Annotated in this window: 17 protein-coding genes; 7 read left to right on the forward strand and 10 right to left on the reverse strand. The window is 55.6% G+C overall.

The features are described from left to right. Positions 1–5 precede the first annotated feature (5 nt). Positions 6–3,098, forward strand: coding sequence for an efflux RND transporter permease subunit (locus ACYX4K_RS11475; RefSeq protein WP_475091991.1), 3,093 nt, complete (start codon positions 6–8; stop codon positions 3,096–3,098). Between the two features lie 98 nt (positions 3,099–3,196). Here the strand turns inward: ACYX4K_RS11475 and ACYX4K_RS11480 are convergent, their stop codons facing one another. The 10 genes from ACYX4K_RS11480 to ACYX4K_RS11525 all read right to left on the reverse strand — a co-directional run bounded on the left by ACYX4K_RS11480 (position 3,197) and on the right by ACYX4K_RS11525 (position 15,239). Further along, positions 3,197–4,120 (reverse strand): glycerophosphodiester phosphodiesterase family protein, encoded by a 924-nt coding sequence (locus tag ACYX4K_RS11480; protein WP_475091990.1) that lies wholly within the window; start codon positions 4,118–4,120, stop codon positions 3,197–3,199. Next, a complete protein-coding gene (locus ACYX4K_RS11485; protein WP_476178698.1) occupies positions 4,121–4,882 on the reverse strand; it encodes a glycerophosphodiester phosphodiesterase family protein in 762 nt (253 codons plus the stop codon). 37 nt (positions 4,883–4,919) lie between these two features. After that, positions 4,920–6,350: a hypothetical protein gene (locus tag ACYX4K_RS11490; protein WP_475091988.1), complete on the reverse strand. Its 1,431-nt coding sequence runs from the start codon at positions 6,348–6,350 to the stop codon at positions 4,920–4,922. A gap of 234 nt (positions 6,351–6,584) precedes the next feature. Then, positions 6,585–7,709, reverse strand: coding sequence for an ABC transporter permease (locus ACYX4K_RS11495; protein ID WP_475091987.1), 1,125 nt, complete (start codon positions 7,707–7,709; stop codon positions 6,585–6,587). Beyond that, positions 7,706–8,683 carry an ABC transporter ATP-binding protein gene (locus tag ACYX4K_RS11500; protein WP_475091986.1) on the reverse strand — a complete coding sequence of 326 codons (978 nt, stop codon included), beginning with the start codon at positions 8,681–8,683 and terminating at the stop codon, positions 7,706–7,708. Before ACYX4K_RS11500 ends, ACYX4K_RS11495 begins: the two co-directional genes overlap by 4 nt. Next, entirely contained in the window at positions 8,670–9,860 is a 1,191-nt protein-coding gene (locus ACYX4K_RS11505; protein ID WP_475091985.1) for an HlyD family secretion protein, read from the reverse strand. The genes ACYX4K_RS11500 and ACYX4K_RS11505 overlap by 14 nt, the downstream gene beginning before the upstream one ends. 7 nt (positions 9,861–9,867) lie before the next feature. Further along, positions 9,868–10,647: an outer membrane protein OmpK gene (locus ACYX4K_RS11510; protein ID WP_475091984.1), complete on the reverse strand. Its 780-nt coding sequence runs from the start codon at positions 10,645–10,647 to the stop codon at positions 9,868–9,870. After that, the gene (locus tag ACYX4K_RS11515; RefSeq protein WP_475091983.1) at positions 10,644–11,867 is read right to left on the reverse strand and encodes a c-type cytochrome; all 1,224 of its coding nucleotides are present in this window, start codon (positions 11,865–11,867) and stop codon (positions 10,644–10,646) included. Before ACYX4K_RS11515 ends, ACYX4K_RS11510 begins: the two co-directional genes overlap by 4 nt. Beyond that, positions 11,868–12,413, reverse strand: coding sequence for a (2Fe-2S)-binding protein (locus tag ACYX4K_RS11520; protein WP_475091982.1), 546 nt, complete (start codon positions 12,411–12,413; stop codon positions 11,868–11,870). Positions 12,414–12,425: 12 nt separating this feature from the next. Next, positions 12,426–15,239, reverse strand: a complete 2,814-nt coding sequence (locus ACYX4K_RS11525; protein ID WP_475091981.1) for a xanthine dehydrogenase family protein molybdopterin-binding subunit — start codon at positions 15,237–15,239, stop codon at positions 12,426–12,428. Between the two features lie 682 nt (positions 15,240–15,921). Between ACYX4K_RS11525 and ACYX4K_RS11530 the strand changes: the two genes are divergently transcribed. The 6 genes from ACYX4K_RS11530 to ACYX4K_RS11555 all read left to right on the forward strand — a co-directional run bounded on the left by ACYX4K_RS11530 (position 15,922) and on the right by ACYX4K_RS11555 (position 19,919). Continuing rightward, positions 15,922–16,515 carry a response regulator transcription factor gene (locus ACYX4K_RS11530; RefSeq protein ID WP_475091980.1) on the forward strand — a complete coding sequence of 198 codons (594 nt, stop codon included), beginning with the start codon at positions 15,922–15,924 and terminating at the stop codon, positions 16,513–16,515. Beyond that, the gene (locus tag ACYX4K_RS11535; protein ID WP_475091979.1) at positions 16,512–16,973 is read left to right on the forward strand and encodes a CsgE family curli-type amyloid fiber assembly protein; all 462 of its coding nucleotides are present in this window, start codon (positions 16,512–16,514) and stop codon (positions 16,971–16,973) included. Before ACYX4K_RS11530 ends, ACYX4K_RS11535 begins: the two co-directional genes overlap by 4 nt. Continuing rightward, complete coding sequence (locus ACYX4K_RS11540; protein ID WP_475091978.1) at positions 16,973–17,392, forward strand: curli assembly protein CsgF; 420 nt, start codon at positions 16,973–16,975, stop codon at positions 17,390–17,392. The genes ACYX4K_RS11535 and ACYX4K_RS11540 overlap by 1 nt, the downstream gene beginning before the upstream one ends. A gap of 142 nt (positions 17,393–17,534) precedes the next feature. Further along, positions 17,535–18,398, forward strand: a complete 864-nt coding sequence (locus tag ACYX4K_RS11545) for a CsgG/HfaB family protein (RefSeq protein ID WP_475093927.1) — start codon at positions 17,535–17,537, stop codon at positions 18,396–18,398. A gap of 47 nt (positions 18,399–18,445) precedes the next feature. Further along, positions 18,446–18,988 carry a hypothetical protein gene (locus ACYX4K_RS11550; RefSeq protein WP_475119236.1) on the forward strand — a complete coding sequence of 181 codons (543 nt, stop codon included), beginning with the start codon at positions 18,446–18,448 and terminating at the stop codon, positions 18,986–18,988. Next, entirely contained in the window at positions 18,981–19,919 is a 939-nt protein-coding gene (locus ACYX4K_RS11555; RefSeq protein ID WP_476178699.1) for a hypothetical protein, read from the forward strand. The genes ACYX4K_RS11550 and ACYX4K_RS11555 overlap by 8 nt, the downstream gene beginning before the upstream one ends. Positions 19,920–20,048: the final 129 nt, after the last annotated feature.

Genomic DNA, 20,048 nt, shown 5'->3' on the forward strand with positions numbered 1-20,048 from the left:
CCAAGATGTCATTCAATCTCTCCGAGTGGGCCCTGAAAAATAAACCGCTGGTGCTCTATGCCATGCTGATACTCGGCTTGCTGGGCGCCATTTCCTATACGCAGCTTGGGCAGAGCGAAGACCCACCCTTCACCTTCAAGGTGATGGTGGTGAATACCCTGTGGCCCGGCGCCAGTGCCGAAGAGGTTTCCCGCCAGGTGACCGAGCGCATTGAAAAGAAACTGATGGAGACCGGCGACTACGAGCGCATCACTTCCTTCTCACGCCCGGGTCAATCCCAGGTCATGTTTGTGGCCCGGGACAGTATGCGCTCTGCAGAGATCCCCGACCTCTGGTATCAGGTACGGAAAAAGGTCAGCGATATTCGGCACACGCTGCCCGGGGATATTCAGGGCCCGTTTTTCAATGACGAGTTCGGTACCACCTTTGGCAATATCTACGCGCTGACCGGTCAGGGATTCGACTATGCGCTCATGAAAGATTATGCCGACCGATTGCAGCTTGCGTTACAGCGCGTCGACGACGTCGGCAAGGTCGAGTTGCTGGGCCTGCAGGATGAAAAAATCTGGGTAGAAATCTCCAATGCCAAACTGGCCTCCCTGGGGATTCCGCTCTCGGCAGTGCAGTCGGTGTTGCAGGCCCAAAACCAGATGGCTGATGCGGGTATTGTGGAGGCCGCCAGCGATCGGGTACGCATCCGTATCAGTGGGCAGTTCCGCAGTGTTGACGAAATCCGCCAGTTTCCGATTCACGCCAACGGGCACACATTAACACTCGGCGATATTGCCAACGTACAGCGTGGCTTCAGTGATCCACCGCAGCCGCGTGTCCGTTTTATGGGCGAGGATGCCATCGGTATCGCCGTGTCCATGAAGTCCGGCGGCGATATTCTGCAATTGGGTGAACGGCTGGATGCCGCCGTGGAAAGTCTGCAACAGGACCTGCCCATCGGTCTCTCCCTGAGCAAGGTATCCGACCAGCCGGCGGCGGTAAAAAGCGGCGTGGGCGAGTTTGTGAAAGTGCTGATCGAGGCACTGGTGATTGTGATGCTGGTGAGTTTCTTCTCGCTGGGCTTCCGCACCGGGCTGGTGGTGGCGCTGTCGATACCACTGGTGCTGGCGATGACCTTTGCGCTGATGAGTTACTTTGATATCGGCTTGCACAAGATTTCCCTCGGTGCACTGGTGCTGGCACTGGGACTGATGGTGGACGATGCCATCATCGCCGTGGAAATGATGGCGATAAAAATGGAACAGGGTCTTAGCCGGCTGAAGGCAGCAGGCTTCGCCTGGACCAGTACCGCGTTTCCCATGCTCACCGGCACCCTGATCACCGCCGCGGGCTTCCTGCCCATTGCCACCGCACAGTCCGGGACCGGTGAGTACACCCGCTCGATTTTCCAGGTGGTGACGCTATCCCTGCTCGCCTCCTGGGTAGCGGCAGTGGTATTTGTGCCCTACCTGGGTAACCGCCTGCTGCCGGAACACGGCGGGCACGGGTCGACCTCTCAAAATGATCCGTACAGCAAACCCTTTTATCAGCGCTTCCGTCGCATACTGAACTGGTGTCTGCACTATCGAAAAACCGTATTGCTGCTGACCGTTGTAATTTTTATAGGCTCCATATTTCTGTTTCGCTTTGTGCCTCAACAGTTTTTCCCCTCCTCAGCTCGCCTCGAGTTGATGGTGGATCTGAAACTGAATGAGGGCGCCTCGCTGCACGCAACCGAAGAGCAGGCCTTGCGATTGGAGGAATTGCTTTCCCAGAATCCGCTGGTGGAGAATTACGTGGCCTATGTGGGCACCGGCTCACCGCGGTTTTACCTGCCACTGGATCAACAGCTGCCCGCCGCAAGCTTTGCGCAGTTTGTCGTGCTGACCCGCAGCGTGGAAGAGCGGGAACAGGTACGCCAGTGGCTGATCTCCACCCTGGGCGAACAGTTCCCCGCGGTGCGCACCCGGGTATCCCGCCTGGAGAACGGTCCGCCGGTGGGTTACCCGGTGCAATTCCGGGTTTCCGGTGAACATATCGGCGAGGCCCGCCGCATCGCCCGCGAGGTGGCTGCGGTAGTACGCGAAAATGAAGACGTGGCCAACGTCCACCTGGATTGGGAAGAACCCAGTAAGGTGGTAAAACTGGACGTCGACCAGGCACGGGCACGGGAAATGGGTGTGAGTACAAATTCACTTTCCCGCGCATTGCAGGGGTCACTTTCCGGCACCGCGGTTGGCCAATACCGCGAAGACAACGAGCTGATCACCGTCGCTGTACGCGGCCAGGAGCGGGAGCGGCAGGCGCTGGAACAGCTGGGTAACCTGGCGGTACAGACCGACGCAGGAAGGTCGCTCCCCCTGAACCAGATCGCGACTCTCGACTACGGCTTTGAGGAAGGGGTTATCTGGCACCGGGACCGCCTGCCCACAGTGACGGTGCGCGCGGATATCTACGGCACCCAGCAGCCGGCAACCGTGGTCGCCAGTATCTGGCCACAGCTACAGGCACTGCGCGATACACTGCCCCCAGGTTACCTGCTGGAAATCGGTGGCAGTGTGGAGGAATCCGCGCGAGGCCAGGATTCCGTCAATGCCGGTATGCCGCTGTTTATTTTTGTGGTGTTCACCCTGCTGATGTTGCAGCTGCGCAGCTTCTCCCTGTCCACCATGGTGTTCCTCACCGCGCCGCTGGGAGTAATCGGGGTCACACTGTTCCTGCTGCTGTTCAATCAGCCGTTTGGTTTTGTCGCGATGCTCGGCACCATTGCCCTGGCCGGCATGATCATGCGCAACTCGGTCATTTTAGTCGACCAGATCGAGCAGGATAAACGGCAGGGACTTGCGCCCTGGGATGCCATTGTGGAATCCACCGTGCGCCGCTTCCGCCCGATTGTGCTCACTGCACTGACGGCTGTGCTGGCGATGATCCCGCTATCCCGCAGTGATTTCTTCGGCCCCATGGCGGTGGCAATTATGGGCGGTCTGATCGTGGCCACCGCACTGACGCTGCTGTTCTTGCCCGCGCTCTACGCGGCATGGTTCAGGGTTAAGAAATCCGAGGAAAGCGATTCATCGGAAAGTGCCTTACCCGCAACCAGCAGCTAAGTGAAAACTGCTATATGAAACCAACTATGTGAATCCAGCAAAAAAGGCTTCCGGAACGGAAGCCTTTTTGTTTCAGTCGCGGGAAATCGCTTATTTGCTCATTCGCTCATCTCGTGAAAGTCCTGCAACTCCTCGATCACCTGAAACAGGCGATCGGGTCTGTCGGTCATAATCCCATCCACACCCAGTTCTATCAGTCGGCGCATCTCGGCCTCGTCATTGACCGTCCACACATCGACGCGCACACCGTGATCCTGAACCTGATGCAGGCTATTGCGATCCACCAGGGCAATGCCATCGTACTCGGTGGGAATGTGCAGCGCCTGGTAGCGCGGGCTCAGTAGCCGGAACACGCGTAACTTGCTGGCTGTGGCAAAGACCTTGACTTCATCGGAGCCAGCCCCGGTAGCCACCTGCGGGCAGTCTTCGCGCAGGGCATCCACGGCGCCCTGATGGAAGGAAGATACAATCACCAGGTTGCTTTTGTTGTATGCCTTCAGCTTGTGACAAAGTGAGCGCGCTGCTTCGGGATTCGGGGTTTTCAGCTCGATCACCATCGGGTAGCGAGGATAGGTCTTGAACACTTCATCCACAGTGAGAATACGCTGGGGATTGTCTCGATAGGGGTAGCGACTGCCATCCTGGCTCCAGTTGTAAGCCACATTCAGCTGTTTGAGCTCAGCAAGGGTTTTATCGCGTATGCGCCCTTTGCCGTCGGTGGTTCGGTCGACGGTATCATCGTGCATCAACACCAGTTCATCATCGATGCTGGCATGCACATCCATTTCCAGAACATCCACCTTCATCTCGGCCATTTTCTGTAAAAAAATCGGCGTGTTACCCGGGTAAAGTCCCTGGCCGGAGTCATCCGCATGGGAAATCACCAGCGGCCGGCGAAAACCTTCCGTTTGATAGCTGGGGAATTGCAGTCCGGTGTAGGGTGCCGGGCGCGCAGCGAGATAACGCCAGCCGAGAAATCCCAACAGACAGATCAGCAGCAACAACAATAGACGTTTGATCATTCAGCGTTCCAGAGTCGACATCAGTTTATCGGGGCGGTCGGTAACGATTCCGTCCAACCCCAGGGTAATGAACTTTTTCATTGCGGCGGAGGTATTTACCGTCCACACGGAGAGGGGCAGCCCACAGCGCCTGGCAGCTGTTACAAAACGGTGTGTAAACACCGGTATGCCATAGTAGCGCATGGGTAATTGCATGGTCCGATAGGCGGGTTTAAGAAAACGCTCGGCAAACACCAGCTGTGCAACAAAAAACAATAATGCTTCGGGTAAAGTGGCCCCTGTAGCAACGTCGGGGCAGAGCTTGCGGAAGGTGCGAATCACACCGTGGTGAAATGAAGAAACAATAACGCGCGAATGGCTGCCCGCCCGCTCGATCGCCTTCGCCAGCACCTGCGCCGCGCGCGGGTCATCGTTCTTCAGCTCGACAATCATCGGCACTTGCGGGAACTCGCTAAACGCTTCATCAATGGTCATCAGCGGCTGGGGATCGTCGCGATAGGGAAAGTGATGCCCGTCTGATGACCAGTGATAGGCTGCATTCAGTTCTCTCAACTCCGCAAGGGATTTGCCGGTTACCAAACCACTGCCATCGGTGGTGCGTTCAAGGGTACCGTCGTGGAGTAATACCAGGTGACCGTCTGCGGTAAGGTTCACATCAATTTCCACAGCATCGACCCCGAGCGCAACCATTTTGCGCAGGTACAACCGCGTATTGCCGGGACAGAGCCCGCGCCCGCGCTCATCCCCATGGGCGATCACCATTGGGTTCGATCGGTTTTGACTCAACCAGCCTTGAATATCAGTCAACGGGGAGTTGCTCAGCCGGGATCTTTCTTGCGGCCACTTTGCGAGCAGCCTGTTCACGCCAGCGCAAGTAGCGGGCTTCAAGCCACAACGGGAAGAAAATGACAATATCGTAGACACGAACCAGCATGGCACCGGTGCGAAGAATGCCGGTGCCGGCAAGCCGCAGAATAACTGAGAGTAAACGCAGAGAAAAGGCCACAAAAAACCCGATGAGCGTGCGGGTCGACGCAATAAATTTCTCCAGCGGAATAGCCACGAAGGTGAGCATAAACGGCAGGACAAAACCCATTCCCATCTGCGCCGCAGTGATAATCCAGGAAATGCCACCCGCTGAAACCGCCGCGTCCTCGCCGGGCGACTGGGCGCTCACGGCCAGATCTTGCTGCATCAATATTTCACGCATGAATGCGAGTCCCGCTTCCAATGTCGCGAGGAAGAACAGCAGAAAAAACGCAGCCCACATCATGCGTGTGCGGATTTTATCGTGCAGTGCACTGATAATGGGGAACAGGCGAGTGATTCGCAGGCACTCCATCACAAACAGTCCCATGGTAATTTCCACCAGGATAATCACCAGCGCAGAAATATCCGCAACCTTGAAGTTTCCGATATAGCTGGTGCCACCGACCATTTCGGTCATGGGCCGAGCGATCAAATGAAAATTGATCAGCGCCCCACCCACTGCGATAGTCAGTACGAACGCAGAGATAAAAAACTGACTCAGAGAAGACGAGGACAGCATGCGTTGCGCGCGGTCGCTCCCCTGCAGGATTTCCTCATAGCGCTCCATATGCCCATCAATCACTTTGGCACGCTGCTGCACGGTGGTGACCGTCTTGTTCACTTTGCCGAGGCTTTTCAGAATAGATCGCCAGGCGGGCATCATGCGCTTGAGTAGCTGATGACGCTCGCGCGCGGATTCACGATAGGCTTCCAGTGCCTTGCCTTCCGCCTTGCGCATGGATCCGTGAATGGTCTCCAGTACATCGCCCACCACCGGGTCCTGCTTGGCAGGAATCTCGGCAACCGCCTTGATGGCCTTTGCCCAGTTAGTCGGTTCCGGCGGTACTTCGGCGCTGCGCACATAGTCTTCGTCGATGGCGGTGAGCTGCTCGCACAGACGGCGGTGTAATGCCGGGTATTGCGCAAGCTCTTTTTTCATCGCCCCTTCAATTCGATCAAAGTCCCGCTCTATCTGCCGCTCGGTGGTCTCTCGACCTGCGGCCAGTAGCACCTCACGATTACGCAATTGCAGTCGCGCCTCAGCGGCGGCAACGGCGTTGGCACCCAGTCGGAAAGACTGGTGAAAAAAGCGCGCCAGCGCATAAATTCCCTGATGCACGGGCTTGCGTGCCAGGAACAGCGCAACCAGTGCAATCACAAACCACAACCATGGTGGCAAACTGTGGAATAGCTCGGTCATGGTACAGCTTCCTCCCTGCTGACAGGCAGCAACGTTATTGTGTGTACAGACCCCGGTACGTCCTTTATGGGTTCCCGTCAGATGCTACCAACTGTATGAATCGGATTCCCGTGGACAGTCCCACAAATGCTGTGAAAAGCACGGTACCTGCGGTGAAATAGAGGGGGAATTGGCAGGAAAGTTCTCAGGAAGATGCATTGCACGCCAAGCAATCGAATAGCCCTATCGGGTGGTTCAGTCGAGGCTCTTGTTGAAGCGCAGAATTGCGAGGGTCATCATCACCGCAATAAAGGCCAGCAGGGCCATCAGGTCCGGCCACAATTCGAGGATATCTGCACCGCGCAGCATAATGCCCCGAATTAGGCGCAGGAAGTGAGTGAGAGGCAGAATTTCCGCCAGCCACTGGGCCGCCCCGGGCATACCTTCAAACGGAAACATAAACCCGGATAGCAGAATCGAAGGCAGAAACACAAAAAAGGTCATCTGCATTGCCTGAAACTGAGACTGAGCACGGGTAGAGATCAACAGCCCCATCGCCAGGTTGGCGAGGATCAGTAATAGCGCGGCCAGGTACACATCGAGCAGGCTTCCGCGAATAGGCACACTGAACAGAAACAAACCCAGTATCAGGATCAGGCTGGTCTGGATGAGGCCGATCAGGCCATAGGGCAGAACCTTGCCAATCATCAGTTCCGCGCTGCTCACGGGGGTCGCTATCAGCAATTCCATATTGCCCCGTTCCCGCTCCCGCACAATCGCCACAGAGGTGAACATCACCATGGTCATGGTAAGAATGATACCGATAAGCCCGGGGACAATGTTGATCGCAGAAACCCGCTGCGGATTATAAAACGCAACAATGCTGATGGCGCTTTGCGGGAAGGGTACAGAGGACTGGCGGTTGGGTAACTGCGTATTATTTTCCGGCGGAGGCTCGCCAATGGGAATCTGGGCCAGCTGTGCGGCGGCGCTCTGTACGACCGTATCACTGCCATCCACCAGAATCTGAACCGCCTCCTGACCAACCGCAAGGCGGCGCTCAAAATCAAAGGGAATGACCACCCCCACACTGATTTCTCCGCGCCGCAGCATTTCCATCAACTGCTCTGGCGTTTGCGCCGGTGCCACGGGCTGGATCACCTCCGTCGCCAGCATATCCATCACGAACTGGCGCGATGCACTGGTACCGGATTGATCCGCAATCGCCGCGGGCAGATGCCTTAAATTAAGGTTGATAGCGTAGCCAAACAGCACCAGCTGCATGACCGGGATCCCCACAATCATCGCCAGGGTCATCCGGTCCCGCCGCATCTGGCGGAATTCCTTGATCAGTACCGCGTAGAGGCGACGCAGGTTCAAGTGCGGCCCTCCTTTTCCGCCGCAGCTCCGGTACCGGTCGACTGACGGTGGGTTACCGAGACAAACACATCCTCGAGGCTGGCGCCGATCGGTGCAACACGCACATCGCTTTCCTGCGCCTGCAATATGTTCTGCAGCTGCTGCCGGGTCTCGGCTGCACCCTGTTTACCGTCGGTCAGGATCCTCAAGCTGTTGCCAATCTGTGCCGCACTAATGACTCCCGGTACGCGCAACACCTGCTCACGAGCTGCACGCTGATTGTGCGCTTCCACCAGTAAGGTCCGCCCTTCCAGCGCTCCGGTCAGTTCGCCGGGGGTACCATCGGCAACCAGTCGACCGCGATCGAGAATGGCCAGACGGTGGCAGCGTTCGGCTTCATCCATATAGTGGGTGGAGACCAGGATTGTCGTGCCGCTATCGGTGAGCTCGAATAACTTTTCCCAGAAGTCCCGCCGCGATTCCGGATCCACCGCACTGGTCGGTTCATCCAGAAACAGTAGTTCCGGTTTATGGATCACCGCACCAGCAAGGGCCAGGCGCTGCTTCTGGCCGCCACTCATGGTTCCGGCCAGCTGTCGGGCGCGTCCCTCGAAGTGGTACTCCACCAGTAAGTCGTCAATACGCGATCGCGCCTGACGCGCCGGTAGATTCTGGACCGCCGCCAGAAACTCCAGATTCTCCCGCACCGTAAGATCGGCAAACAGTGAAAACTGCTGTGTCATATACCCGATGTGCTGGCGAAGGACTTCCGCCTGGGCAGGGATTTGCAGGCCCAGAACTTCAATCTCGCCCGCCGAAGGTGTCAGCAATCCGCACAACATGCGAATGCTGGTGGACTTGCCGGAACCGTTCGGCCCGAGAAACCCGTAGATCTGTTGGCGGGGCACCGTAAGATCAACCTGGTCTACCGCAACCAGGTTGCCAAACTGCTTGCTGAGACCTCTAGCGCAGATCGCAATTTCACTTTCCGCCATTGTAGGGCTCTGGATCGCGTGGCATATACGCATCAGCGTCTTTATCGGGGAGCGGACTGTGCGTATCTGGCTGAGTATCTGGCCGAATGTCGGGCGTGTAGACGGAATACGGATCCTGCGTGTCAGATTGAAGACCCCCTTGTGGATACTCCTCCTCACCGACGGCGCCCGGCAGGAATTCCACACGCAGGGGCAGACCAGCGGGTAGCTGCGTTGCCCGCGGATCATTGCGCAGCTGAACTTCGGCGATATAGCTGAGGCGCGCCACATCATCACCGGTGAGCGCATAGTAGGGGGTGAAGGAGGGTTCGTTACGTACCATACGCACGCGGCCGTCGAACAGCGACAAGTGATCCTGTTCAGAGTGCGTCGCAGCGGAACCGCCACGGTCAACACTGCTATCCAGAATAATCCGCGCGCGTCCGCCAACAACAACATCCCGCCGCAGTGACTGGGGTACGTATACCCGCGCATAGGGGGTTTCACCACTGAGCAAAACCACCAGTGCACCACCGATGGGGGCCTCATCACCCAGCTTGAAGGGAATACTATCCACCACGCCCGCACGAGGCGCGCGTAGTTTCAGTTTTTCCAGCAGAACCCGCTGTGCCTGAGCCTGGGCGCGCGCCGCAGCCAGGGACGCCTCGCCCTGATCAATATCTTCAGCCCGGGTGCCGCGCTCCAACTCCAGCAATTGCTCCTGCGCCGCTCGCACCTGGGCGCCGGCACTTTCTGCGGCTGCGCGGGCGCCGTCAATATCTGATCGGGATGCATAATTCTTTTTGCCAAGGGCAACCAGACGCTGGTAATCCGCCTCGCTATCCACAAGGTTTGCACGAGCCGCCACAAGACTGGCTCTGGCACGCTCGATTTCCTCAACCCGAGGACCCACGCGTAACTCGATCAGCGCAGCCTGTGCCCGTGCAACCGCGGCCTCTGCATTGTGTAGCTGTGCCAGAGCTTCCGAAGCATCCAGATCAAGCAGCCGCTGCCCGGGCCCTACCCGCTCGCCCTCGCGTACATAAACGCGCACAATTTTTTCTGCCGCCGGCGCCGGCAGCACAATCCGATCCCACTCCAGGGTACCCAGTGCTACGTCTTCTCGCTCGGCGCAGGCCGTCAGGAAAAGCAGAATCGAGAAAACGACACCTTGCGGGTTCAGGCGGGATAAACACATCGCTGCATCAGAAACGCCATACAAGCAGAGCCTGCACGGTGCTCTCGGTAATATCGACGCCGAGCTTGTTGCGCCAGTACTGGTACTCTATCCCCACAAAAATCTGCTTGGGGCTGTTGAAAAGCGTCTTGCCCATGTCCCAGCGAAACTGGGGCTGGGCGAAAACCCAGCTTTTAACATCACCGAACTCGCTGGTACGGCTGTGGATATATTCAATATGCCCCTCGATACTGAAATCCTGCTCACCAATACTGAAAGGAAAGGCACCGTTGAAGTCGATCATGTAGCTATCACCCTCTTTGGGTGCGCCATCACCGTAGCCAATGTCTTTGTACCCGGTAATATCCGTATTCAGGAACGCCTCTCCCGGTAGTTTCCACGCCACCCGCACACCGGGTAAAAACTTCTCGACATTGGCATCCGACGAGAAATTAAATCCCGCGATCACTCCCAGATCCTTAACCGGCCCAAAGCTCAGGTCACATCCGGTTATCTTTCCGAGGCTGAAATTTGGATACCATTCCGCATAGACATCGGAGTCATTGAAACCATCGCGTGCTCCGTCATTGATAAAATCGACGAAGAAAAAGTTATCGCCATACTTCCAGCCACTGGCATGCTGCAGGGTGAGAATGGTCGTGCTGGTTTTGCCACCATCAAACGGGTTCTTGAGGCGGCCGTACTGCAACTGCGCTTCGGTTGTCGACCACTCGGCGGCCAGCGCAGGGAATGCCACCAAATTGAGGGCTATGAACAGGCCCCCGAAAGCTTGCCGGAAACCGTTCATTCCACTTCTCCAAGAAATCCGTGTTTGAGAAGGTCCGCCCGAATCTCGGCAACCTGATCCCGGGTTACTTCGTTTGAGGATGTACCCCAGGCCGCACGCATAAAGTTCACCAGTCCGGCAATCCGTGCATCGTCCAGTTCGTGGGCGAAGGCTGGCATTCCGGCGCGCGCATTGGAACGGCTCATGCGCTGCACCGGTAGTCCCCGCAGGATCACCGCAATGGTGTTATATGGATTTTCACCGCGAATACCCGCATTGCGGTTCATCGGCGGTGCAAAGGCCAGTGTTATACCGGCGCCCTCGCGCCCGTGGCAGGCGGCGCAGTAGGCGACAAAATCAGCGCGTCCCTGCCGGTACTTGTCCGCAGCGAGGGTCGCATCACCATCATTCACCGCAATTGCCTGGGAGTCGTCCAACAGGTAGGTGATCATCGCATTGATGTCACTTTCAGAGAGATGGCTCAGGCTGTGCTTGACCACGCTGAACATTTCACCGAAAGCCATGCCCCGCTCGCTGGCACCGGATGTGAATAGTTGCCGCAGATTATCCCTGTCCCAACCCTGGCGCTGCAGGGCCTGAGGGCGGATATCCACAGCGTCCCACCCCTCGAGAATGTTGCCCGCGAAAGCGTCATCCTGCTTCATTGCAAATGCAAAATTACGCGGTGTATGACACTCACCGCAGTGTCCCAGGGCATTGACCAGATAATTACCCCGCTGCCATTCAGCGCTTTTTCCTGCGACTTGTGCCAGTGGCTTCCTGTCAAAGAACGCCCAGTTCCAGCTTTTCAGACCAAACCGCAGGTTCGCGGGGAAAAAAAGATCATTTTTTGGCGCCACATATTCAACCGGTGGCAATTGCATGAAGTAGGCGTACAGGGACGCAATATCTTCATCGGTAATCAGGTAATAAGAGGTATACGGCATGGCCGGGTAGAGATTGCCATGCATCCCCACTCCACGACGCATGGATGCAGTAAAGTCCTGCAGGCTGTAGTTGCCGATACCGGTCTTTTTGTCCGGCGTGATGTTTGTCGAATAAAGAATCCCGAAAGGGGTGTGGAAGGGCCTGCCACCGATAAATGGGCGTCCGTTGGTTGCGGTATGACAGGCAACGCAGTCTCCGGCGGTAGCGAGGTAGCGCCCCTTTTCTACCGGTGTTTCAGCAGTCGCAGTGCCAATGGCCAGTATGCAGAACAGAAAGAGTGTCACCCGGAACATTTAGTCGCTCTCCTTCAGTAAACCAGGAGTCGATTCAATGACTTCCTTCACCGCGCGAAAGTAGCGCACGTAACCGGTACAGCGACAGATATGTTCTCCCAGTGCCCCTTCGATTACCTGCTCCACCCTGTCCGCCGACACTGGCTCGCGCCTGAGTCCGTCGATCAGTGCGGTCGCAGCGTTGACGAAACCCGCCGTGCACCAGCCGCACTGGAAAGAAAAGTTGCGCAGAAACGCTTGCTGCACCGGCGATAAAAACAAGAGTTCGCCATCACCACTCCGTTCGGCCTGCCCCTCAACGGTGGTGACTTTGCTCCCATCAAAACGCCCGACATTATTGATACAGCTGCGCACGGGCTCCAGTGCACCATCTTCGCCCTCCACCACTATGGTGCAGGCGCGGCAGACACCGATACCACAGCCAAGTTTGGTGCCAGTAAGGTTCAGGTACTCCTGTAGAAAATCCAGCATGGAGGTGTATTCGTCCACCTCCACGGGGCCCACCTTCTCCCCATTCACCACCATTGAAACCGGAATTCTCGCCATTATTCAGTTTCCTCACAGCACCTGGGGGTTGAGCGCACGACGCAATTTTTCCGGCGAAACCGGCGTTTCGTTGAACCGCTTTCCGGTGGCCTGATAAATGGCTTCGACCAGTGCCGCAACAATCGGAATCATCACTACTTCGGCGATACCCTTATGCGGGTCCTGTTCCGTTTCCGGGGGCAGAATGTCATGCTGCTGATTCCATACCGGAACGTGTTTCGCGAGCGGTACCTGGTAGCGGTTGAGATTCCAGGTGCCATTGCCCGCGCCATCCCCCAGAGTTGGCAGTACTTCGTACAGCGCATGGCCGATTCCCATGGCCACCCCGCCTTCAATCTGTCCTTCCACCAGCTGGCGCACGATGGGGCGGCCGCAATCCATATAATTCTGCAGTCCGTGAATAGTGACTGCCCCGGTCCCCGGATTGACAGCCACTTCAACCATCGCAGCGGTCGGTGCGTAGTAGGTGACCATGGCGTTGTTCAGGGCCGTAGGCGGGTAACGCACGGCACGGCGCTTCACTACTTCGTATTCGCCGGCCAGAACTTTTTGCGAACGCCCCCCACGGCGCAGGGCCAATCCGTCGACGCTTCGGGTCTGCGGAACGTCATCAATATCAAAATCAGCTTCCGCCCACTCCCAGCGATTGAAGCTGTGCACCATGACCCCGGTAACACCGCCACTGCGATGCGCCTCTTCGGCCAATTGCGGCAGAGACAATGGCTGCCGCTTGCCGTAATGCAATTTGCCCTCTCGCCACTGAACCTGTGAATCGTCCATGTCCGTCAATTTCCACAGGCGTCGGGCAGCAGGCATTAGCCCTTGGGCAAGAAGGATCTCTGCCGCCTGCTGTGTTGCGTGACTCTGAAAATAGGCCGACATGGATGCGGCACTGGCCATTGCGGTTACCGGTGTCCACAGGGGGTCAGAGGACATCTGATCCTGGTGGTCCTGGCTCATGGTGTATGGGCTTTCGGTCTGGAACTGCTGCAATGCATGCCAGGCATCCACCTCACCCACGTCACAGCGATGCGCCGGCTGCCCGAGAATACTTTCCACCAGCATGGACTGGGAGGTACTAATCCCGGTACCCATTTCCATGAACTCTACCGCGATGGAAACTCGGCCCTCAGCGTCAAACTGCACTGCCGCACTCGGCGCTGCGGCTCCGGTGCCGTAATCTTTGGTGGCGATAGCATATCCAGTGCCAAACAGCAGCCCGGGATTCTTCTGTTCGAACGCCTTTTTACGCTCCGCTCGCTCAAGCCACATCGGGTGCTTGCGGGCACGCTCCAGTAGTTCCGTATAGCGAACCCCGACTCTCGGCACCGCTCCCTGAGTATTGCGCCAGCCGTTCTGAAAGGCATTGCGCAAGCGCAGCTCGATCGGGTCAATCCCCAGCTCTTCCGCCGCCTGATTGACCATCATTTCCATCGCGGACATGGTCTGCAGGGTGCCGTAGCCGCGCATGGAGCCAGAGTCCACATTCATGGACTGGTTGGCGACCGCGGAAATATCGTTGCGGGGCAGATAATAAATACTTTGAATGGCACTGGCCCCGACCATCGACACAGACGCGCTGAAGTTCTGCCGACCGCCGCCATCGACCTGCATTTCGGCGATAAGGGCCTGGAACTTCCCGCTCTTTCTGTCCACGGCCAATGTGTTGCGCATATGAAAGGGGTGCCGTTTAAGTCCCGCCTGGAACTGCTCAAAACGGTTATTGGCCAAACGCACCGGCGCGGTCGCGAAAAGCCCGGCAACCAAACCGTAATACGGAAAAATTGAATGGTCTTTTGCGCCAAAGCCACCGCCGACTACCGACGAGTGCACCACGATATTTTTAATGTCGGAGCCATAGCCGCTTTCCGCAATCATATGGGCCGCCAGCTCCTGAAAATCCTGCGGCGATTGGCTGGTCAATACCAGGTGTAGCGTCTGCTGCGCACTATCGAACCAGACATTGGATGCCTCGGGCTCCATCATCATCGGGTCGATGATCTGCGTATGGTATTCACCTTCAACCAGGTGCCAGTTACCGGAGCCGGCTTCATCCCTGGACTGTTTACGAATTTCCTGCGCGTAAAAGATACCCCGTTCGCTGACGTCCCCGGCCTTGTTGGCATCGGTCGGCCACGCCACCTTGCGGTTATGATAATTGGGAAAGAAAAGGCCATCCTGCAGGGGAGAATAGAGATCAGCTCCGCCCGGTCCCTCCGGGCCTTCCACACGAATAATGCGCCAGCTGGCGTATGGATCTCTTTCCACCGGAGGTGTCTGCTCGCCGTACCGAATGATCTGCTCATTGAACTGCAGAGCCTGTTTTGTGGCGGCATATTTTTCGAAATCGTCGAACAGCAGAATGGCGACTGCGTGACCGTAATAAAAGGGAGACTCGCCCTCCGGCAGGAGCATCGCATCACCGTAAAAAGGCGGTAGCTTCAGCTTCTTTTCTGTCAGCGATTTTGCGGTCACTCTCGCGTAGGGTTGAGCATTGGGGGGAAGCTGGCTCCAGTCGATCCCGCTAAAGCGCCGCTCTACCCGATTGCATCGCAATACATAGGCATAATGCTGCTGTTGTTTCCACCCGGGCATATCCGCGGCACGGAAATCCCGCCCAAAGATTTTCTGTCCGGTAACTTTAGCGATACCGTCCATGCGAAATGCAGGCTCATCTCCTACGCCCCGCCAATTCGGCAGGTTATTCGCTAACTCCGGTGTTTCGGCACTACTACGCTGCCACAGCGCAGGCACAGCGAATACACTGATACCGGCAACGGTACAGACCTTGATAAATTTTCGCCGATCCGCACGGAACCCTTGCATAGTATTCCTGACTGATTGTCGTGGATTTTCGGTAATGAATGTTTCCCGCGACAACACCGGGAGACAGGTCGTAACATGAACCAGCACCCTGAATGGGTACCTACAGCAAGCGCTTGTCTTTTAATTAAGCACGGTGATCAAGCACACTCTCACTCGCGCCATCCATGAACTAATAGCTCTCCCGACGCCGAACTTCCAATAATCGGATCACCTGTGGCGCGACTTCTATCTCGACCCTTGTTATTGCTCAGGCCAGCGCCAAACCTAACGGCGGGAGAATAAAGCCCGAAGATAAGGACCCATTCACCAACAAATCCTGCCAGGGAAAACCAAAGTCGCTATCTGGTCCGGCCAAGAATAGAAATTTGTTTCAACAAGCACGCAAATCGTTTGCGCAGGGAATAATCCATTATTAAAAACTCATTTCTTAACAAAAAATAATATGTGATATATGTCACAACAATCATCAGCACCCCAAGGCAAGCCGACTACACTCCATACAAATTTCTCAAGGAATGAGATTTTCCACTTAACGGACTTGCGCAAACTCTTGAAAATGGGGCAATTAGCGGTAACCGCCCGAACTAGAAGTAAGAGAGGTGAGCAGCGGGGAACACCCCTGTGATCATAGGCGCATAAATCTCCACCTGGGATCATCAGCGACTAATCACGGGGTACTTTCATGCCGATTCTCTTTTTGAGTGATTCCGGCCTGCATGGGGACTTGCTGTTCTCACTTGTTTCAGAATCTATTCCCTTCAGTTGGGAAAAATCGGATTTCGGTAAACAGAAACACTGCCTGAAGACTTACGATGCCATTGTGGTCGACTGCTTTGGACTATCGTCAAAATCCACGCCCAGTGCTGAATTCAATTACCTGAAGAATATTGATCACTCAAAAGTGATCCTTATCAACATCCCGCAAGAGCTTCCAGCGCATATCACGCAGCCTCTTGAGAGCCGGAAATTTTCCTTTCTCTGCGACAATCGGGCCAGTCAGAAAGACCTGATCAAAAAACTGGAATATTCCATTCAGAACACCCGCTCGCAATCCGAACCAGATCCGCGCTCGCAACTTCTGCTCACCAAGCGGGAACAGGAAATTCTCGCCCAGCTGACGACCGGTGACCCGAACAGCATCATCGCCTCGCGCCTGCATCTGAGCGAACACACCGTCAAAAATCACATGTACAACATTTACCGGAAGATCGGAGTCAAGAACCGGCTTCAGGCCAGTAACTGGGCAAAGCTTCACCTGCAGGTCGAGCGGATATGAATCCCCTGGTCCGGCTCGCTATACCGCTGTTCATCACTCTTTTCAGCCTGTCTGCGATCACCTGGGCTCAGGAGGGCGACTCCAGTGCACTGGAAGAAGGTCCGGGGCAATCCGACAGTGGTCAGATCGAAGATGAGATCAGCGGATTTAATATCGATCAGACCATCACCCGAACGGGACATGATTTTGCGCGCTATATGAGCGAATACCGCAACCTTCACTACCCGGATAGCACCTACAACCTGACCATTCAGGAGCGCCCCTCCGCACGCTGGGGCAATCTGATCTGGGTGACTTACAACAACAAAACTGTCTTTCGACAATTTATCAGTCCCAGTACCAACAATATTCGCGCAGTCGCCGAAGAAACGTCAAAGGCCATTCACGAGATGGTGCTTCAGGAAATGGTCCGACAGGCATTAACCGATCACTTCGATCTAGGAAAGGATGAATTCTAATGAAAATCAACAGGCTGGCCGCACTGGCCACGGCTCCCATCCTCCTCTTTGCAGGGGCCCATGGGCTTGCCTCTCAACTGATCTACGAACCGGTAAACCCTAATTTTGGCGGGAATCCACTGAACGGTAGTTATTTAATCCAGAACGCGCAATCACAGGATGACCACGAGGATCCGGATAATCCGGCGGACCTGTACCAACAGCCCAGCGCGCTCGATCGCTTTACCGATTCACTGGAAACCCGCCTGTTGAACCAGCTCCTTACCGATGTGGGCGACGGCAATAGTGGCGAGTTGGTCACCGATGATTTCATCGTGCAAATTGTCGACAACGACGGACAGCTCACCGTACTCATCACCGACCGCACCACCGGCGATAAAAGTGAAATCATCGTCAGTGGGCTGAATCCAACCAACTGAATCAACCATCTGGCCCGAACAAAGCACCGAATTCGGCACAACAGGAACTACACGAGAGGAAGTACAGCTATCGAGTCCTAGATGTACCCGGGACTGATCCGTGAGCCCTGAATAATCACGAATAATATTGGAGATAAGCGTGATGTTTTTAAGAGGTACAAAACTGGTTGCAGCCCTGTCTTTCGTAACCGCATTGGCAGGATGCACGGCCGTAAAAAATACCGGCGACGCCATTTTTGGCCCCGGTGAAGAAACCGCCAAACTGACCCCGAGAAATGAAACCTACCGGGACCTGCTCAGCCTGCCGCAACCGAAGGGTAAAATCCTGGCAGCGGTGTATAGCTTCCGCGATCAAACCGGGCAATATAAACCTTCACCGGCGAGTAGCTTTTCCACTGCTGTAACCCAGGGTGCGGCGTCTATGTTGATGAACGTACTCAACGAGTCCGGCTGGTTTATCCCGCTGGAGCGCGAGGGACTGCAGAACCTGCTCACCGAGCGGAAAATTATTCGTGCCGCGCTCGCCAAGCCCAATGCACCAGAAAATAATCTGGCATTGCCATCACTGGTCGCGGCCAACATTCTGCTTGAGGGCGGCATTGTGGCCTATGACACAAATATCAAAACCGGTGGTGCCGGCGCTCGCTACTTTGGCATTGGCGCCGATGAGCAGTATCGGGTCGACCAGGTAACCGTTAACCTTCGTGCCATCGATATCCGTTCTGGCCGGGTGCTGCATACGGTTCTGACATCCAAAACTGTTTATTCAAAAGCTATCAGTGCTGATGTATTCCGCTACGTGAAGTACAAGCGGCTGCTGGAAATCGAGGCGGGTACCACAACCAATGAGCCCGCTCAGCTCGCCATGCTGTCCGCGATGGAGTCCGCGGTCATTCACCTGATCAGCAAGGGTATTGTCGACAACTCCTGGGCTCTGCAAAACCCGGATGACATAAACAGCCCAGTGCTCCAGTACTACCTCAATGAAAGCACGGCGATTATGTAGAAACAGACACTTCACTCTCCAGTAAAAGTATAGAAGCCGAGGTAGGGATGGAACCGAGTACGAGCCGCCATCAGCGAACAGCACTGGCAATGATGCTGTTCCTGTCCACAGGAACAGTATGCGCTGACGATTTTTCGGCAGCCCAGGAGTTATCTGCTGTCAGCGAACTGGATTTGTACAGTGTTGGGGCTTCGGCAAACCTCGCCGTGATCCACCAGGAAGGGAACTTCAATCATATTGCCGCAGACCAGTCTGGCACGGTTAACTACCTTTCCATTCAACAGTCTGGCTACGGCAACCTTCAGATCGTCAATCAGATCGGCAAGAGCAATAGCATGATTACCAGTCAGCAAGGGGAAAGTAACATCGCCGTATTGCTGCAGGCGGGCTATGAGAATCTTATTTTACTGGAACAGATTGGCTTTGCGCACAAGGCGGGTATCACGCAATACGGTATTCAGAATTCGGCGACCGTCGAACAGATAGGTCTGGCACACCAGATCACTATCAATCAGCGCGGTAATGGGTTACATACAGCGGTTACCCAGACAGGGGTTTCGATGACAACAACGGTCAACCAATATGACTGATGCAAGATTCACCAGGTACAAAAAGACGCTGGCTGGCTCCCGGTTATCGAACCTGACGATAGCAACCCTGTGCCTGCTATCGGGCTCAAACGTGGCGTATACACAGGAGTTATTGCCCTATCAGCACCAGATCCCCATCGAAGATATCCCTGCGATAACGGAACAGGTCAACACCGGTTCCGGAAATACACTGACACAACAACAGGATGGGGAAGCGAATACTGCCGATGGTGGGCAGCTGAACGAAAGCGATAGCACCATTGCGCAGATACAGGATGGCACGCTTAACAAGAATTCTGCGTTACAGGCGTACGGTGCGCAAAATTCGATTTCCAGCAGCCAGTTTGGCGCACAGAACTCCGTACAGATCACCCAGATTTATGTGTTTGATAATGCGACCACCAGCCAGCAGGTCGGTTTTGGAAACGAGCTCGGGGTGGACCAGACAAACGGAAACTTCAACGAAGTGCAGACATTGCAGGCTGGCGTGATAAACCGGGCCGAGGTGTCTCAACAGAGAAGTATCTACAGCCGTGGCTACGTCAACCAATATGGCAATGACAACACGACGTTAATGCGACAATCCGGCAGTGGAAGTTTCTCGGCCACAAGTCAGGATGGAGCGTTTAACTACGCCGCCACCCAGCAATCCGGGCTGGCTCAGGATGCTGAAATACTGCAGAGCGGTATTGCCAACCAGGCAGAACTCGCGCAAGACGATAGCTACAACAGTGTCAGCACCTTTCAGAGTGGTTCGTTCAATCAAATTGCTGTATCGCAAAGTGGCACCTTTGGGCTCGGAGGAGGCCATCAGTCTCTCGTCAATCAGGTCGGAAACCTTAATGCCACATCGATCAATCAGGCCGGTATTTCCTCGACTGTCATCGTCACCCAGTTTGGGCACGGCAATTCAGTGTCACTCAGCAATTGAGCCAATAACATGACGGGGCCAATTGCTGCCCCGCATACCACTCTACCTCAACACTCTGCCCGTGCTTTACGCCCAGTCACTATTGCCTGCAAACCCTTCATCGATACTAAAAAAGCGCCACAAAAAGTA

This window comes from Microbulbifer sp. ABF4_107 (assembly GCF_056312215.1).

What these genes read in the sequence shown, in the direction of transcription:
- ACYX4K_RS11475 (WP_475091991.1), top strand. Translation starts at nt 6, where the DNA reads ATGTCATTCAATCTCTCCGAGTGGGCCCTGAAAAATAAACCGCTGGTG.
- ACYX4K_RS11480 (WP_475091990.1), bottom strand. Translation starts at nt 4,120, where the DNA reads ATGATCAAACGTCTATTGTTGTTGCTGCTGATCTGTCTGTTGGGATTT.
- ACYX4K_RS11485 (WP_476178698.1), bottom strand. Translation starts at nt 4,882, where the DNA reads ATGGTGATCGCCCATGGGGATGAGCGCGGGCGCGGGCTCTGTCCCGGC.
- ACYX4K_RS11490 (WP_475091988.1), bottom strand. Translation starts at nt 6,350, where the DNA reads ATGACCGAGCTATTCCACAGTTTGCCACCATGGTTGTGGTTTGTGATT.
- ACYX4K_RS11500 (WP_475091986.1), bottom strand. Translation starts at nt 8,683, where the DNA reads ATGGCGGAAAGTGAAATTGCGATCTGCGCTAGAGGTCTCAGCAAGCAG.
- ACYX4K_RS11505 (WP_475091985.1), bottom strand. Translation starts at nt 9,860, where the DNA reads ATGTGTTTATCCCGCCTGAACCCGCAAGGTGTCGTTTTCTCGATTCTG.
- ACYX4K_RS11510 (WP_475091984.1), bottom strand. Translation starts at nt 10,647, where the DNA reads ATGAACGGTTTCCGGCAAGCTTTCGGGGGCCTGTTCATAGCCCTCAAT.
- ACYX4K_RS11515 (WP_475091983.1), bottom strand. Translation starts at nt 11,867, where the DNA reads ATGTTCCGGGTGACACTCTTTCTGTTCTGCATACTGGCCATTGGCACT.
- ACYX4K_RS11520 (WP_475091982.1), bottom strand. Translation starts at nt 12,413, where the DNA reads ATGGCGAGAATTCCGGTTTCAATGGTGGTGAATGGGGAGAAGGTGGGC.
- ACYX4K_RS11525 (WP_475091981.1), bottom strand. Translation starts at nt 15,239, where the DNA reads ATGCAAGGGTTCCGTGCGGATCGGCGAAAATTTATCAAGGTCTGTACC.
- ACYX4K_RS11530 (WP_475091980.1), top strand. Translation starts at nt 15,922, where the DNA reads ATGCCGATTCTCTTTTTGAGTGATTCCGGCCTGCATGGGGACTTGCTG.
- ACYX4K_RS11535 (WP_475091979.1), top strand. Translation starts at nt 16,512, where the DNA reads ATGAATCCCCTGGTCCGGCTCGCTATACCGCTGTTCATCACTCTTTTC.
- ACYX4K_RS11540 (WP_475091978.1), top strand. Translation starts at nt 16,973, where the DNA reads ATGAAAATCAACAGGCTGGCCGCACTGGCCACGGCTCCCATCCTCCTC.
- ACYX4K_RS11545 (WP_475093927.1), top strand. Translation starts at nt 17,535, where the DNA reads ATGTTTTTAAGAGGTACAAAACTGGTTGCAGCCCTGTCTTTCGTAACC.
- ACYX4K_RS11550 (WP_475119236.1), top strand. Translation starts at nt 18,446, where the DNA reads ATGGAACCGAGTACGAGCCGCCATCAGCGAACAGCACTGGCAATGATG.
- ACYX4K_RS11555 (WP_476178699.1), top strand. Translation starts at nt 18,981, where the DNA reads ATGACTGATGCAAGATTCACCAGGTACAAAAAGACGCTGGCTGGCTCC.